The 15416-nt window shown below is 58.7% G+C and carries 20 protein-coding genes; 12 read left to right on the top strand and 8 right to left on the bottom strand.

Features of this window, described 5'->3' with window-relative positions; genetic code table 11:
* Positions 1-125 precede the first annotated feature (125 nt).
* A complete protein-coding gene (locus I8746_RS09065) occupies positions 126-476 on the top strand; it encodes a response regulator (protein WP_003256181.1) in 351 nt (116 codons plus the stop codon).
* A 69-nt stretch (positions 477-545) separates the two neighbouring features.
* Here the strand turns inward: I8746_RS09065 and cobF are convergent, their stop codons facing one another.
* Complete coding sequence (gene cobF / locus I8746_RS09060) at positions 546-1295, bottom strand: precorrin-6A synthase (deacetylating) (protein WP_014756213.1); 750 nt, start codon at positions 1293-1295, stop codon at positions 546-548.
* A 67-nt stretch (positions 1296-1362) separates the two neighbouring features.
* Positions 1363-2652 (bottom strand): OprD family porin, encoded by a 1290-nt coding sequence (locus tag I8746_RS09055; RefSeq protein WP_017148255.1) that lies wholly within the window; start codon positions 2650-2652, stop codon positions 1363-1365.
* A gap of 361 nt (positions 2653-3013) precedes the next feature.
* On the opposite strand from I8746_RS09055, the gene I8746_RS09050 reads away from it, so the two are divergent.
* From I8746_RS09050 to I8746_RS09040, 3 genes are all read left to right on the top strand, one after another.
* Positions 3014-3373, top strand: coding sequence for a histone-like nucleoid-structuring protein, MvaT/MvaU family (locus tag I8746_RS09050; RefSeq protein WP_010954596.1), 360 nt, complete (start codon positions 3014-3016; stop codon positions 3371-3373).
* 224 nt (positions 3374-3597) lie between these two features.
* Positions 3598-4125 carry a lactoylglutathione lyase gene (gloA, locus tag I8746_RS09045; protein WP_003256188.1) on the top strand — a complete coding sequence of 176 codons (528 nt, stop codon included), beginning with the start codon at positions 3598-3600 and terminating at the stop codon, positions 4123-4125.
* A gap of 97 nt (positions 4126-4222) precedes the next feature.
* Positions 4223-4465: a hypothetical protein gene (locus tag I8746_RS09040; RefSeq protein WP_003256190.1), complete on the top strand. Its 243-nt coding sequence runs from the start codon at positions 4223-4225 to the stop codon at positions 4463-4465.
* Between the two features lie 56 nt (positions 4466-4521).
* Here the strand turns inward: I8746_RS09040 and I8746_RS09035 are convergent, their stop codons facing one another.
* The gene (locus I8746_RS09035; protein WP_003256191.1) at positions 4522-5343 is read right to left on the bottom strand and encodes a shikimate 5-dehydrogenase; all 822 of its coding nucleotides are present in this window, start codon (positions 5341-5343) and stop codon (positions 4522-4524) included.
* Positions 5344-5504: 161 nt separating this feature from the next.
* Here I8746_RS09035 and I8746_RS09030 point away from each other — a divergent pair, with 161 nt between their 5' ends.
* A complete protein-coding gene (locus I8746_RS09030; RefSeq protein ID WP_019751053.1) occupies positions 5505-5858 on the top strand; it encodes a hypothetical protein in 354 nt (117 codons plus the stop codon).
* A 94-nt stretch (positions 5859-5952) separates the two neighbouring features.
* Positions 5953-6135: a hypothetical protein gene (locus I8746_RS09025; RefSeq protein ID WP_221100468.1), complete on the top strand. Its 183-nt coding sequence runs from the start codon at positions 5953-5955 to the stop codon at positions 6133-6135.
* An 89-nt stretch (positions 6136-6224) separates the two neighbouring features.
* Here I8746_RS09025 and I8746_RS09020 read toward each other — a convergent pair whose 3' ends face one another.
* Entirely contained in the window at positions 6225-6539 is a 315-nt protein-coding gene (locus tag I8746_RS09020; RefSeq protein ID WP_221100467.1) for a chemotaxis protein, read from the bottom strand.
* A 164-nt stretch (positions 6540-6703) separates the two neighbouring features.
* Here I8746_RS09020 and I8746_RS09015 point away from each other — a divergent pair, with 164 nt between their 5' ends.
* On the top strand, positions 6704-7528 hold the full coding sequence (locus I8746_RS09015) for a S24 family peptidase (RefSeq protein ID WP_019751052.1): 825 nt from the start codon (positions 6704-6706) through the stop codon (positions 7526-7528).
* 38 nt (positions 7529-7566) lie between these two features.
* Here I8746_RS09015 and I8746_RS09010 read toward each other — a convergent pair whose 3' ends face one another.
* Complete coding sequence (locus tag I8746_RS09010) at positions 7567-7890, bottom strand: DUF1654 domain-containing protein (RefSeq protein ID WP_012051940.1); 324 nt, start codon at positions 7888-7890, stop codon at positions 7567-7569.
* Between the two features lie 234 nt (positions 7891-8124).
* Between I8746_RS09010 and I8746_RS09005 the strand changes: the two genes are divergently transcribed.
* Positions 8125-8799, top strand: a complete 675-nt coding sequence (locus tag I8746_RS09005) for a polysaccharide lyase family 7 protein (protein WP_003256199.1) — start codon at positions 8125-8127, stop codon at positions 8797-8799.
* 980 nt (positions 8800-9779) lie between these two features.
* Here the strand turns inward: I8746_RS09005 and I8746_RS09000 are convergent.
* Positions 9780-10430 carry a TetR/AcrR family transcriptional regulator gene (locus I8746_RS09000; protein ID WP_014756205.1) on the bottom strand — a complete coding sequence of 217 codons (651 nt, stop codon included), beginning with the start codon at positions 10428-10430 and terminating at the stop codon, positions 9780-9782.
* 111 nt (positions 10431-10541) lie between these two features.
* Between I8746_RS09000 and I8746_RS08995 the strand changes: the two genes are divergently transcribed.
* Together I8746_RS08995 and I8746_RS08990 are read left to right on the top strand one after the other, a co-directional pair.
* Positions 10542-11435: an NAD(P)/FAD-dependent oxidoreductase gene (locus I8746_RS08995; protein WP_014756204.1), complete on the top strand. Its 894-nt coding sequence runs from the start codon at positions 10542-10544 to the stop codon at positions 11433-11435.
* Between the two features lie 21 nt (positions 11436-11456).
* Complete coding sequence (locus I8746_RS08990) at positions 11457-11930, top strand: isoprenylcysteine carboxylmethyltransferase family protein (protein ID WP_041167306.1); 474 nt, start codon at positions 11457-11459, stop codon at positions 11928-11930.
* Positions 11931-12181: 251 nt separating this feature from the next.
* Here I8746_RS08990 and I8746_RS08985 read toward each other — a convergent pair whose 3' ends face one another.
* Entirely contained in the window at positions 12182-12613 is a 432-nt protein-coding gene (locus tag I8746_RS08985) for a GFA family protein (RefSeq protein WP_012051932.1), read from the bottom strand.
* A 41-nt stretch (positions 12614-12654) separates the two neighbouring features.
* Between I8746_RS08985 and I8746_RS08980 the strand changes: the two genes are divergently transcribed.
* The gene (locus tag I8746_RS08980; protein WP_012051931.1) at positions 12655-13611 is read left to right on the top strand and encodes a LysR family transcriptional regulator; all 957 of its coding nucleotides are present in this window, start codon (positions 12655-12657) and stop codon (positions 13609-13611) included.
* Between the two features lie 90 nt (positions 13612-13701).
* On the opposite strand, the gene I8746_RS08975 is transcribed toward I8746_RS08980, so the two are convergent.
* Complete coding sequence (locus I8746_RS08975; RefSeq protein WP_104886209.1) at positions 13702-14322, bottom strand: tyrosine-type recombinase/integrase; 621 nt, start codon at positions 14320-14322, stop codon at positions 13702-13704.
* Positions 14323-14740: 418 nt separating this feature from the next.
* On the opposite strand from I8746_RS08975, the gene I8746_RS08970 reads away from it, so the two are divergent.
* On the top strand, positions 14741-15310 hold the full coding sequence (locus tag I8746_RS08970) for a DJ-1/PfpI family protein (RefSeq protein WP_161774573.1): 570 nt from the start codon (positions 14741-14743) through the stop codon (positions 15308-15310).
* Positions 15311-15416 lie beyond the last annotated feature (106 nt).

Here is a 15416-nt window from a genome sequence, read left to right as displayed (position 1 = left end):
TAGCCAGTATTTGAAGGTTGCATTCGGCAATCGTTCCATCTATTTGCATGGAGCGGTATCCTCGGGAACTTCTGATGCCGCGCGGTGCACAGATTAAAGACACTCATTTGTACAGGATTTGAACCATGCACCTTCTGGTAGTCGAAGACGACGACATCGTACGCATGCTGACGGTCGAAGTGCTCGACGAGTTGGGCTACAAGGTCATCGAGGCAGAAGACGCCGCAGCCGCCCTGCGTGTACTTGAAGACCCAAGCCAGACGCTGGCACTGATGATGACCGATGTGGGGCTGCCGGACATGCGAGGTGAGGTGCTGGCGGGCAAAGCGCGCGAACTGCGGCCGCTATTACCGGTGCTGTTCGCCAGCGGCTACGCCGACAGCCTCACTGTACCGGAGGGCATGCACCTGATCGGCAAGCCGTTCAGCATCGATCAGTTGCGGGACACGGTGGTGGGCATTCTGGGTAACCCTTGAGCACGGCGTTGCCTGTTTCGCTTGCCGGAGCGGGCCTGCCCGCGAAGAGGCCGACACAGGCAACCCACCTCACAGCTCTCTGCGCAGCAGATAGGTATCCATGATCCACCCTTTGCGCGCCCGCTCCCGCTCGCGCACTTCCAGTATCCGTGCCTTCACCGCCTGCAACGGCCCGGCGATCAGCACTTCATCCTCGGTCCCCAGGTACGCGCCCCAATAGATGGTCAGCGCCGGGTCATCGAGCCCGGCAAAGACGCACTGCCCGTCGAGCATCACCACCACGTTGTCGATAGCCCCCTGCCCGGCCAGGCGTCGCCCCGGCAGCACGGTCAGGGGCTCGCCGATGCGGTTGAGCGGCACCTGGTGCCGCGCCGCCAGCGCCTGCACACTGCTGATGCCAGGGATGACCTGCAAGCGCAACGTCACGCCCTGTTCGCGGACCAGGTCGAGAATGCGCAGGGTGCTGTCGTACAAGGTCGGCTCGCCCCACAGCAGGAAGGCACCTGTTTCCCCGTCGCCAATTTCCTCCTCGATCAGGCGCGCATACAGCGCAGCACGCTGCCGGTGCCAGTGCTGCACCGCGCCCAGGTAGTCATCCGCCTGCACATCGCGCAACGGGTCGACCACCGGCACCAGGCGATAGCCACCTTCGGGGCGGTAGCGCTGCAGAATGGCCATGCGCAGGCGTACCAGTTCATCTTTGTCGTCGCCCTTGTCAAGCACGAAGAACACGCTAGCGCATCGCAGCGCATCGACTGCTTCATAGGTGACCTGGCGCGGGTCACCCGCGCCGATGCCGATCAACAACAGGTCTTTCATTGCCCTGCCCTTTGCGGGAACCCGCCACCATTGTCAGGCGGCTACCGGTATTTGGCAAAGCAGCCGCTTAGAAGATCGAGAAGTTGTAGCTGACAATGACCCGCGTCTCATCCATGTCACGCGCCCACTGTTCATAGTTGCTGCGGTAGGTGGAATTACGCAGGCGTACGCTGACATCCTTGAAAGAGCCACTTTGCACCTGGTATTTGAACTCGGTGTCGCGTTCCCACTCCTTGCCTTCGGCACGGCTGCCCGGCACCTTGATATTGTCGCCGTTGATATAACGGGTGAAGAAGGTCAGGCCGGGTACACCCAATGCCTTGAAGTCGTAGTCATAGCGCACTTGCCAGGAGCGCTCCTGTGCAGCGGCGAAATCATTGACCTGGGCATAGTTGACCAGGTACGGGTTGCTACCATCCAGGTACGGCATGGCGCTGTTGCCATACATGCGCTGCCAGCCGGCGCTGAGCTTGTGGCCACCGAGGCTGTAGCCAAGCATGCCGCTGAAGGCGCGATGGTCGATTTCACCGGCACGGGCATTGCCGATGTCATCACTCTTGATCAGGCGCATGTCAGCTGACAGGCTGCCCACCGGCAGCGGCTGACTGGCCACCAGGCCGAGAAAGTGCTGACGGTAGATATTCTCCAGTTTGGCCACTTGGTACTGGGCGCTGAAACGCTCGTTGAAACGGTAGTCGACACCAGCCAGGTCGAAGTGGTCGGCTTCGGTATCGCAGGCATAACGCTTGTTCTTGCAGTGCACGCGGATGTCCTGGCGGTCGGTGGAATCCCGAGCGGTGTAGTTGTCCAGGCGAGCCAGGGTGAACTTCAGGTCGTGCAGTTCTTCAGAGGTGAGCATGGCACCCTGGAACAGAGTCGGCAGCAGACGGCCATCGTTGTACTTGAGCAACGGCACATCAGGCATCATTGAGCCGTACTTGAGCACGGTATTGGAGACCTTGACCTTGGCCGCCAGGCCCATCTTCGCATACTGGTCGGCCGAGTGCCGGGGGTCGTGGCCAGACGAGGGCAGCAATCCACTGTTACTGTCGGCCGGGCTGGAATCCAGTTTGAAGCCGAACATGCCCAGCGCATCCACACCAACACCTACCGGGCCTTGCGTATAACCGGATTGCACATTGAGGATGAAGCCTTGTGCCCACTCTTCGCGCTTGGATGCGCCCTGGCTGGAACTGCTGTAACCGTCCCGGAAGTCCCGGTTGAAATAGACATTGCGTGCTTCGATCTTGGCACTGCCGTCTTCAAGAAACCCGGCAGCCTGGGCGTTGACACCGGCACACAATAGAACCAGGCCGGTTACACGGCGCCCGGGGGCGAGGGGGAAAGGGGAAAACATGCGAGGAAACATCCAGAATGAAGACGAGTTAACAACCTGTGGCACGGGTTGGCCACGGCACTGCGGCAGGTCCGAACATGAGTCGGCCATCATCTGAAATGATCGCGCAAAGGCTCTGGCGCGGGCCATTGGACCATGGTCTAGCCCCCCTGTCGCGCAACCGCAGAAACACCGCAAAATAGCGCACGCAAAACTAGGAAAGTTCCCGGCTTACTTGCAAAAAGTTAGCAGTTTACCCAGTAGCCATGAATGACTACACTCGATATCAGCGAACAGTGGAACCCACCTGCGTGGCCGGCGTTTTTACTCTTCTTCAATGTTCGTCACGCCCTGCCACGACCGACGTACAGGAGTGATTACAGTGTCCAGACTTGCAGAGTTTCGTGCTGCCGAAAAAGCGCTCCAGGAACAGATGGCGCAACTGGAAGCGTTGAAAAAGGATGCCGGCCTCAAACGCGAAATCGAATTCGAGCAGAAACTAGTCGGCCTGATGAAAAGCTATGACAAGAGCCTGCGCGATATCATCGCCATCCTCGACCCGAAGGCTGTGGCCCGCGCTTCCAGCACACCCCCCAAGCAACAACGCCGCCCGCGGGTGGTCAAGGTCTATCAGAACCCGCACACCGGCGAACGCATCGAGACCAAAGGCGGCAACCACCGCGGCCTCAAGGCCTGGAAAGAACAATATGGGGCCGCCACGGTAGAAAGCTGGGTACGCTGATGAAATGCCCACAAAGGCTTCACGCTTTTTTCACAAGGCAAGGCTCAGTATCGAAACAGCTAAAGGATTAGCGACCCCATCACGCGCCCGCACATGCGGGCCTCTAATTTCAGCGCCCTGCCTTTGCAGGGCGCTTTCATTTGCGCAATCGGCGCACTGCCGTATCATGGCCAGCCTGTCTGTTTTGCCGGCGCCCTGCGCCCGGCCCCGTCTCAGGAGTTCCCATGAGCCTGCACGATCTGCAAACCCTGCCTGGCGTCACCGCGCAACCTGACGCCGCCACCGCCCAGTTCGTCTTCAACCACACCATGCTGCGGGTCAAGGACATCGAGAAGTCGCTGGACTTCTACACCCGCGTGCTGGGCTTCCGCCTGGTGGACAAGCGTGACTTCCCTGAAGCCGCTTTCAGCCTGTACTTCCTGGCCCTGGTCGACCCTGCCCAGATCCCCGCTGATGACACCGCACGCCACCAGTGGATGAAGGCGATCCCCGGCGTGCTGGAGCTGACCCACAACCATGGCACCGAAAACGATGCCGAGTTCGCCTACCACAATGGCAACACCGACCCGCGCGGCTTTGGCCACATCTGCATTTCGGTACCCGACGTACGCGCCGCTTGCGCGCGCTTCGAGGAACTGGAAGTACCGTTCCAGAAACGCCTGCAGGACGGCCGCATGAACCACCTGGCCTTCGTCAAGGACCCGGACGGTTATTGGGTCGAAGTGATCCAGCCAACCGAGCTCGAAGGCTAAGCGTTCGTCGCGGCGCGCTCGTCGGGCCGGGAACTCCCGGCCTCTTGCTGTGGTATATGAAGGTAACTGCTTCACATGCCACAGCGAGGTAAGGACGATGCAATCTCTTCACTGTGAATACCGCGAGCACACCATCACTGCCAGCGTGATGCCCCATCCCGACTCCCCCCTGCCCTATGCCGCCGGCTGCCTGATCACGGCACCTGACGGGCACACCAGCAAGCGCATGTCGATGCCAATGCAGTTCTTCTCCGACCTTGAGAATGCGCAGCGTGTGTCGCTGGCCCATGGCCGGGCACTGGTCGACAAACAGCTGGATAACGGGCACGAGGTGTTCTGATCCGGGTTTCGCCTGTACCCCCTTCGCCGCCGAAGCTGTGAAGGGGGTGGCATTAACTAGCTAGCCCGCGCGTATGCCACCGCCGCATCCACCTGCGCCTGCGTCGGCCTTACCCCGGTGTATAACACGAACTGTTCCAGCGCCTGCAGCGCAATGACCTCCAGCCCAGTGATCACCGGCTTGCCCAACGCCTGAGCCCGGAGAATCAACGGCGTCTGCGCCGGCATTGCCACCACATCGAACACCCGCTCCGCCGCCGCGATGGCGTGCTCGGGAAACGCCAGCTCTTCTGCCTCCTGCCCGCCTGCCATACCGATCGGCGTCACGTTCACCAGCATCGGCGGGCAGAGGTCGCCTGGCTCAGGCACCCAGCGATAACCACAGACATCCGCCAACTGACGCCCGGCCTGCTCGTTGCGTGCAACGATGATGCCTTCGGCAAACCCGGCATCGCGCAAGGCGCTGGCCACGGCCTTGGCCATGCCCCCACTGCCTCGCAGGGCAAAGGCAGTGCCCGGGTCGACCTGATGCTGAACCAACAATTGGCGCACAGCCAGGTAATCGGTGTTGTACGCCTTCAGGTGGCCATTGCAATTGACAAGGGTATTGACCGAGTCGATGGCCGCCGCCGAGGGATCAATTTCGTCGACCAAGGCCATGCAGGCTTCCTTGTACGGCATCGACACCCCGCAGCCGCGAATACCCAAGGCGCGGATCCCTGCCACCGCCGCCGGCAGGTCATCGGTGCGCATGGCCTTATAGTAGAAGTCCAGGCCCAACTGCTGGTACAGGTGGTTGTGAAAGCGCACGCCGAAGGTGCCGGGGCGACCGGCCAGAGAGATGCAAAGCACGGTGTCCCGGCTGGGAGTTGTCGGCATAACAGGCTCCTTGGTCATAACTGAAACGTTTATTCAGCGTAACAGAGTCAACCACTGGTCGTCCCTTACACAACCTTTACCGTTCCCCTGTGCTCAGCTGACAGAGACCGGAGTCATAGTAACAGTGCCCCGGACGTGGGGTTTTCCTGCGAGGTTGCTTTATGAACCGTCTCATTCCCGGAATCGTCCTGCTGGTCGGTGCCCTGGCCATCAGCGGGCCTGCAGCAGCGCACGGCGGCTATGGCGGCCATGCGCACGGTGGTTGGTACGGGCCGGGTCCACTGCTGGGTGCGGCTGTGGTCGGCGCCGTGGTTGGGGCGACGGTTTATGGCGGCCATGACCGCACAGTGTATGTCGAACGCCAGCCGGTCTATTACGCGCCGCCGCCGGTGTACGTACAACCGCCACCACAGCCGGTGTACTACCAGCCCTACTACGCACCACCCCCACCGCCACCGGGCTACCGCACCTATTATGGGCCGCCACCGGTGTACTACGGGCCACCGCGCTGGTAATGGTTGATAGGAGCAATGATCACTATCGAGGAGGTTGATTTCAAACATATCCGGCTGCTGCGTATGGTAGAGCCATGTTTCACAGGAGGTCCCCATGGCCACTATCCAGATCATGTCCGTTGTCGGTAGCGCCGTTCCCGCCTCACTGCGTGAGCAGGGCCTGCTGGCGTGCTGGTATCTGGTTCGCAACGGCGAAGCCGTGAGCGGCCCGATGCCGACCCGCGCCTCAGCCCAGGCACTGGCCGAACAGTTGCAACCAAGTACTCTGGTTGCCTGAACCGAATTTGTTGTGCGTTGCTCCCTACGCCCTTGTCGCCCGCCAATTTGGCGGGCTTTTTTTCTTCACGGATCGCCCGGGCTGCCACCTCATGTTTGGCCGCTACTGCCCAGCTTGCTGGTCAGCACCATGACCTTGCCTTGCAGCTGGCCTACGGTCATCACCAGCTCGTTTCGTTCCTTGGCGAGCAGTTCAGCTTTTGCCTGCGCCTCCCTTCGGGCATCCCGTTCGATGTCCAGCAGCTCTGTCAGGTGGCGGATGACGGCAATTTCAGCGTTGTCCATCGCGCGGTCGACTGCATCCCTGGACAACCATTTACGCAGCCACAGAAACACACCCAGCAATACAGTCCCCGTACCGCCCAGCCAAGTGACGGTACCCGGGCCGAGGTCGGTCGGATCCATGTGAACCTCATTACAGATGATGATGTGATCAGCCCTGGAGAAAAATGTCTCGTCAGCTTTCCTTGTTCGCGCGCTTAATTTAGCCTACGGCTAACAACACGACAAGAGCAGATTTAGCCATGCGCACATTTAGCAGCAAGCTAAACACTGGCATGCTTTACCCCATGGACATCTACCAAATTCGCAAGCACAACCTGGTGAAGCTGATCGGCAGCCAGAGAAAGGGCACCTGCGCAGAGCGCTGGGGGATGGCGCCTGCACACCTTAGCCAGATCCTTTCCGACAAGACAGTGAAAAACTTGGGCGATGACGTGGCCCGCCGCATCGAGGGCATCGAAGGTTTGCCACGGGGCTGGTTCGACGCGCTGTCGCCAGGCGAACACGCACAGGCGGCTGTCGAGCCAGGTGACAACAAGCTCTCTGCAGCCGACCTGGTCAAACAGATGCTTGCCCGAAGCGGCAAAGGTATCGCTGAAGAAACCCGGCAAAGGCTGCTGGCTGCGGCGCAAGAGCCTGCAGATGCCACGCTGCTGGAAGCCGAGCCGCTGCGCCCCGGCCTGGTCGGTGACGAAGTGTGGATTGCCCACTATGACGTGCGGGCAGCCATGGGCGGCGGCCAGATCCCCCACGACTACCCCGAGATGTTCAAGGACGTTCGCGTCAGCCCCAGCCACCTGCGCGAACTGGGCGTGACGTTCAGCGAGCACCATCACCTGAAGATGGTGACCGGCTGGGGCCAGTCGATGGAGCCGACCATCAGGCACCGCGACCCGCTGATCGTCGACGTCAGCATCCGAGAGTTCGTCGGCGATGGCATCTACTTCTTTTCCTGGGGCGACCACATCTACATCAAGCGGCTACAGATCGCAGACGAGGACCACTTCGAGATGATCTCCGACAACTCGCGGCACAAAGACCGCATGATTCGTCGGGAAGAGACCTACATACAGGCCAGGGTCCTGCTGGTGTGGAATGCCCACCTTGTATAAACCGAAGCCCGCCCTGACCGGCGGGCTTTTGCTGAAGCTCAGAACGGTGCAGCTTCCTCGACCTGAGCCTCGCAGTCGCGCTCGACGATAAAATCATCACGCTCTTCCACGCTACTGCGCGCCCATCGCACCGTCACGCTGGCGTCATCATTGAACGTAAGCTGCAACTCGGGCATTTCCAGCAGTTGGCCCATCACCTCCTCCCATTCCGCTTCACCGTCGGTATCCAGACGGTGCACGACTACCCAGCGCTGCGTCTGTGCGAGCGGGTGGTTGATCATTGACGATACCCGCAGGCTAAGCCGCTCTATTCCGGTCATTTCCTGGCGCTGTTGGGTTTCCGACTTCATGTGGCGTGCCATATTCTCATCCTGATAGCTGTATATTCGTACAGTACTCAGCAAAAGCTTAGCTCACTGCCAAATCCTGCGTAAAGCCCCCACTGCGGAAAAATTTCGCCAACAGGTAATTTTACGTAAAGCGAAATTAATTTAGCGATAAGCTATTGACCATGATTTAGCTTGCGGCTAACTTTGTGTTCAGCCGTCACTTGCACGGCTGCTCTGTCACTCAAACCTTTTCGCCAGGAGTTCCCCATGGCCGTAGATATCAGCCACCTCACCATCGCCACGCCGGTAGCCGTCTCCTCAACCAACCCCGTTGCTCTGGAGCTGAACGGTGCTGAAGCGATTGCCCGCTTTCCCAGCATCGTGACGGTGCTCAGCGATGGCTCGATCCAGTTCTCAGCCCCAACCAAAGGTGCTTCGAGCAAAAGTACCCACAGGACACGCTGCGAATGGACAGAAACGCAAGACTGGACGCTGGCCAGCGCCCAGGATCACTGGAATCGCCAGACCATGACGCTGACCAAGGTCAACTCGGCGCAGAAGGTGGTCATCGCCCAGATGCACGTACGCGGGGACGACGGCCCGCCGGTAAAGGTGTTCTGGAACAAGGGCAACATCACCCTGGGGTTTCGGCGCACCTTCAACCAGACCGACCCGGTGAATTCCACAGTCCTGAAGGGGGTGCCACTGGGTGCGACGTTCCACATCAGCATTCACACCACGTCTGAAGGCGTGGTAACCGTGACGGCCGAATGCAACGGGGTATCCGCCTCGTCGGGCGATTTGCAGCTCGACAGTACCTGGGCTTCGCACCTGTTCGAGTTCCACGGCGGGGTTTACAACCAGGTCGACTACACCGACGCAACCCCCGCCGAGGACGGCTCGATCTGCATCATCAGCGAGCTCTCGCTTATCCACCGCTGAACGTCGATGCCCAGCCCTGCTATCACAAGCCCTCATGGCGTCTCATGAATGCAAAAAGCCCAGCGCGGGGCTGGGCTTCTATTAGCTGGGCTGAACAGTACTTCCGCCAGCCTTTACACACTGTACTGGCAATTACTCCAGTGGGCGCTTGTGATAACTATAACGCTCGGCATTGGATGCCCGCGATGGGTCCGGCGGGCCTGGTCTCTGCTTGCCTCGAAAGGGCCGATTATGTGCGGAGTCGTCGCGATCCTCGGGCTGCTCCCGTTTACCTTCCGAGTCTTGACCGCCTGGCGGACCATTGTTTTCAGCCGGCCTGCTAACCTGCTGATCACAATCCATTCCATCCCTATCTATGGTCATACGCACCTCTCAATGCTCAGAAGCTCTGAGCTACATCAAGTGTGCGCTTACCCTGTCCAGAAAGGTTTTATATCAGATCACCGGACACGGGCGAGAACCTCAATACCGGGACCTTTCGCTGAACTGCATCCCACTATTGGTACAAAAATTGGTACGCGCCGGCTGTACGTCCATCCAGCACATCCCGGCAATGCAGCAGTAGCGTGGGAATCTAGCCTCAGACCGCACCGCAAGCGGCCTGAGCATCTGGCCTGTCTAATAGGGTTCAGCCAGTTTCAGCGACTTTGGCCCAATAAAACCGAGACGCTTTCGGGCGGTTTTAGACAGCTTTATTCCCCCATCCAGGCGTTCAGCCAACCAAGATCCGTCCTGGGTCGTCAGCTACACCCACCTCCCACAGTCCGCTGTCGACCCAAAGCGGTCTCTCGCTAAGGACAGCAAACGGTCAATAGCAGCCAGCAGCTTGAAGGAGTCTCCGAGTCTATGGTCGATTCAGGCTGCGATGCTGAGCACTTGCGTCAGTACTGCGTAGTTATCGGACGCAGCCTGTGATTCCGCTGCGAACCCTGAAGCGTAAAACCAAGCCTAGGCCAAGCTGCCCTGGAGCAATTAAATGCTTATCCACTTGCGCGGTCGCTGCGACCGTGCGCGGCTATGAACATGGCGACGGCCGACCGGCAGTAGGATTCGATTTCGTTTTCGTCCTCTGCTCTCGCCTGATCGAAGCGGGCGATCATCAGTAGATCGGACCCTTTGAAGAGCGCAGCAAACAAGCGGGCGGCTTGGAGGGAATCGGGCACGTTGAGAAGCGCCTTCGCGTGAAGTTGGCGCAGCAGGATCTCGATGTCGGCGATGACATGGGCGGCGCCTGCTTCGTAGTGGCGCTTGCTCAAGGCGTTTTGACTCGTTTTATCGGCCATGACCATGGCTTCGATACTGCTGACGTCTGGTCTCAACAGCGTGCGCAGCAGTGATGTTCCCACCGCCATAAGTTGGTCTTCGACCGAACCTTCGGCACCTTCAAGCAGGGCCTGTGGTGCAAACGACTTCTGGCAACCAGCCGTGATGGCTGCGCTGAACAGCGCCTCTTTGTTCTCGAAGCGCCTATAGATGCTGAGCTTGGATATCTTCGCCCGCTGGGCGACCTTGTCCAACGTCGTCGCTTGAAAACCCAATTCCACAAAAAGTTCGCTCGCGGCGTTGAGTATCGTTTGGGCAAGCGCCTCGTTGGTGGGCCGGCCGCGCCGGCCCTGTATGGTCTCAGTCATGATATTGGTACTTTGCAGTATCTTAATTCAAGGTATACGATACCACTCGGTATCTTAAATTTGCAATCCAAAGCCTAGGTTTGAACCTGCCCTCCAGCGGAGCCCATCACCATGAATGACGTCATCATCATCGGCGGAAGTTTTGCCGGTCTCGCCGCCGCTTTACAGCTCGGCCGTGCCCGTCGCAAGGTCATCGTTCTCGATACCGGCTGCCCGCGTAACCGTTTTGCCGGCCGTTCACATGGTCTGCTTGGTCACGATCACACACCGCCGCTGGAAATCCTGGCCGCGGCGCGGCAGCAGTTGGCGCGCTATCCAACGGTCAGGCTGGTCAATGCCCGGGCGGAGAAAATTTCTGGCGTAATCGACGATTTCTGCGTTGTCACTGACGATCACAAAAGCCTCAAGGCCCGCCGCGTAATCCTAAGCTATGGCGTCGCAGATCAGATGCCTGATGTTCCAGGCTTTGCCGAGAGCTGGGGCACGTCCATCGTCCCCTGCCCCTATTGCGACGGCTTTGAAGTCGCCGGGCAACATTGGGGCCTCGTGTGGTCCGGCCCGCAATCTCACAACCAGGTCAGGCTGTTCCTCGATTGGACCGACAGGTTGACTGTCTTTGCCGATGGTCACGACATTGCGCCTGATATCCAGGCCGATCTGGCTCACCGCAACATATCTGTCATCGACGGGCGGATCGTTGAGATCGCCCATCACCAAGGGCATATCGCTACTGTCAATCTCGACACTGGCTCCACTGTTGCGGTCGACATCCTGTTTGCTCATCCGCGCAACAAGCCATCCGCAAACCTGCATGAATCGCTGGGCCTCGCCACGATGGATACGCCAACCGGCGTCGTCCTCAAGGTCGACGAACGCCGCCAAACCAGCACACCCGGCGTCTACGCCGCCGGCGATCTCACCACGCCCATATTGCCCTCGGTCACCCAGGCATCATCGCAGGGCGCGATGGCGGGTATTTTTGCCCAGCAGTCGATGCTGGCTTGAGCGCTTAGAGAGGAAATGAACATGGCCGTCGAACCGGACAGCGCGGGGGTGCGCTTACCTCCGCCCTTCATCTATCTAGGAGCGTTGCTGTTGGGGCTGGCGGCGGATCGGTTCCTCGCCCTGAGCTACTTCGGCATCGACCGGTGGTTGCTGGTCGCGACGGGCGCGCTGCTGTTCGCTGCCGGCGCGGTGATGATGCTTGCGGCGGCGGGGCTGTTCCGGCGTCTGGGCACCAACATTCCGCCGTCGCGACCAACGACCCTCATCGCAACGACCGGCCCTTATCGGTGGACCCGCAACCCCATGTATCTCGGCATGGCGCTTGTCTATGCCGGCATTGCGGTCGGCTTCGACGGAGCAATCGCCTTGGCTTTGCTTCCATTGGTGCTGATTGTGATCCAGAAACAGGTAATCGCCCGCGAGGAGCGCTATCTCGAATCCAAGTTCGGCGACGACTACCGCCGCTACAAGGCCGAGGTTCGCCGCTGGCTCTGACTATTCCGCAACTGTTGCCTGCAGGATTTTCTGATAACCAACACCGACTTTCTTTCCACGGCTACTGAATGGGCCCTGATTTCGTAGATAATCAAGGGCCGCTTTTGGCCGGTAGCTGCCTTTCGCGAAGGGCAGCTATGGGTCGATAGCGGTCAGTCGTGAGCGGCTGCAATCGACCCAAAGCGGACGTAGTCAACCCTGATAATTTGCCGCTCGGCGAGCGACATCTTCACTTATGGAAGAGCAAGCTCTTACCCTAATGCGGCGGCAAATGCTTCTGGCGTGGGGCTCTCCTGCCATTGTGCGATTGCTCCCGGCAGCACCAGCCATGGCTGCTTGCGCCGAGTCCAGATATGCGCAACCGGCTCGAAGCGCTCAGCCCCTTCCAGGATGCCGGCCCGTACCACTCGCATGCCGGGTGCTGCCGTCGTCTCGTTGAACAGCCGGGTATGACATGTACCGCAGGCATGTTGGGTAGACGTTTGACCTTGGTGTTCATGCTCAAAGATCGCCGTTTCGCCAGACACCTGAACAGCCGAAGCCGCGCTCAGCATGTGCAGACCAAACGCACTGCCGCTCCAGCGCTGGCAGTTCAAACAGTGGCAGGCATACAGCGGCGGCAATTGCCGCGCCACGATCTCAAGGGTGACTTGCCCACATCGGCACTGACCGGTGATTCTCATGCGTTAGTTCCTTACAATGACGCCCGGAAAAATGTGGGCGAATGATCGCTTTTCACGGGCTCGGGCAGAAGATCAAATTAGGAGCAACTGTTGGCCAAGAATGTATGAGCGGTATTGAATGGGAAAGCCAGCGTGTATTTCTCGCCGTGTTGCGCTCTGGTAGCCTGAGCGGCGCGGCGAAGCTGCTGGGTATCGCCCAGGCCACTGCGCGCCGGCGCCTCGACTGTCTTGAACACGCTCTCGGTGTGAGTCTGTTCACCCGCACACCTCAAGGACTGACGCCTACTGCCGGAGCGCAGCGCCTGATCGAACATGTGGAGGCCATGGATCTGGCCGCGCAAACCTTCAACCGCATGGCCAGCTCTGAAGCGTCGATGGATCACGGTACAGTCCGGCTGACCTGTGGCGAGTTGCTTGGCGTCGAAGTCTTGCCCGACCTGCTGCGCCCTTTCCATTACGAACACGTCGGACTCAAACTTGAGCTGAGCATAAGCGATGCCCTTGAAGACATCGCCAGGCTGCAATCGGATATTGCGGTGCGGCTGATGCGGCCCAATGAAGCGGATATCACGGTGCGGCGTGTCGGCAGTTTGCAGATTGGCATCCATGCCAGTGCCGGGTGCCTGGAGCGCTACGGTAACCCAACCTCCCTGCTGTCGCTGCGCCAGCGACCGCTGATCGGGCCAGACAGACGCTCAGCGGATTTGCGTCGGTTTATCGACTCTGGTCTGTGCGATGCCGACCAGCATTTCGCCATTGCCTCTGATCATCACCTTGCTCAGCTGGCCGCTCTGAGAGCGGGCTTAGGCTTCGGGCTCTGCCCGACTCAAATCGCAAAATCGCACGGACTGGTACATGTGCTACCACACGATTTTGGCTTTGAGGTTGAGGTGTGGATCGCAATGCACAATGACCTGCGCAAAATTAACAGGATCGCTCAGGCGTTCGAGGTTCTTGGAGAGCAGTTACATCAGTATCTATGCTTAGCCGATCAGTGAGCAGCGTAGGTCGTGGCATCCACTGCTTTGTCTAAACGGCTGCAATGGGTCGAATCGCGACGGTCATACCTCGACCGTCGCTGGACGCTGTCAGACCTCCGTCTGCTCTGCCATCTCCAATGCGTCATCGACTTCAATGCCCAGGTATCGCACCGTGCTTTCAAGCTTTGTATGGCCGAGCAGGAGCTGAACTGCTCTCAAGTTCTTTGTCCTACGATAGATCAGCGATGCCTTTGTACGTCTCATCGTGTGGGTGCCGTACATAGCAGGATCTAGCCCAATAGACTTTATCCACGCTTTGACGATTCGGGCGTACTGCCGGGTGGAGAGATGCACTGAGGCGTGTAGCCGGCTTGGGAAAAGACAATCCTCGCTGTGGAGTTGGGCTTGATGTATCCAGGCCTGTAGGGCCAGCCGCATTTGCTCTGTAATTTCAAACTGTACGGGACATTGGGTTTTCTGCTGCATCACTATCGCCCGCGATGACACGTGCTCCCCATGAGCAACGTCGCGTACGCGAAGCTTGGTCAGATCGCAGGCTCGTAGTTTGCTATCGATGGCCAGATCGAAAAGGGCTAAATCACGAGTTTCCTCCGCGATTTGGAGCCTTACCCGAATGGCCCAGATATCTTTCAGTCGGAGCGGAGCTTTCTGCCCGACCAATTTTCCTTTGTTCCAAGGCTGATGGCTGCTGGTCGTAATGGCGTTCATGGCTTGTCCTCCATGTGAGGTAGGACAAGGATGGTCAACCCAATCCAGAGGCGCTAACCGACCCATTGTTGTCCTTCGTGGAGAACAGTTATCGGCCAAAAGCGGTCACTGACTGAAGACAAAGTCTGAGGAGCTCACTAAATGCCCCCGGCGGTCTGGAGTCAATTGCGTGTTATCTAAGATGCGTCAGCTTCGCTTTCGCCCTCATAATCGTAGTCAATCAAGCTTGCCGACACTTGACAAATTTCAAATTGCCCTAAGGCCCTGGTGCCAGCAGCACAGTATTCTTAATTTCGATATTGAATCCAATATCGCGACCGGGAACATCATCCTCCCTTCCTATGAGCACCGCTAGCTGAACCTTGATGTCTGTTTGAAGCCGCCGTACGCTATCGGCATTCATGGAGGAATCTGGCTGATGGCACGCGTGGGTTTGATACTGACACCGGGTTTTGCTGACTGGGAATACGCATTCATTGCTGGAACTGCGTCTCCATTTTATGGGATCGACGTCAGGTTTTTCGCACCTACTACAGGGCCGCTCCACTCGCAGGGCGGATTGGCTGTAACTGTCGATAGTGGCTTGCAACAATGCCTGGACTGGAAACCGGACGTTGTTGTCGTGATTGGAGGAATGGTCTGGGAGCGTACAGAAGCTCCGGATATTCGAGACTTTCTTCATGCTAGTCGTTCAAGTGGAGCGACAATTGCTGGCATCTGTGGTGGAACGCTGGCACTTGCGAGAGCCGGGCTACTCGACACGGTTCCTCATACCTCGAACAGCGCTGACTTTCTGCAAAAAAATGCCGTAGGTTATGACGGGCGCACGCGCTATCGAAGCAGTGCAGTAGCTGTGGTCGCAGACCGCATCATAACTGCTCCAGGCCCTGCACCCGTTAGCTTCACCTGCGCAGTGTTCGAAGGTGCCGGATTATCTTCAGCGCTCATTTCTCAGTTCAGATCAATGCTAGCAGCGGAACATGGATGACCGCCTCGTTCCACAAATCAGCCCATCAGGTAATGTCTTCGACGGTCCTCTTCTGGCCGTTAGCTGTCCTTTTTTAAAGGCAGATGTAGGTCGAATGCAGCCACTC

The organism is Pseudomonas sp. USTB-Z (assembly GCF_019691255.1).
Classification (GTDB): domain Bacteria; phylum Pseudomonadota; class Gammaproteobacteria; order Pseudomonadales; family Pseudomonadaceae; genus Aquipseudomonas; species Aquipseudomonas alloputida.
This window is presented reverse-complemented; position numbering and strand designations above follow the sequence as displayed.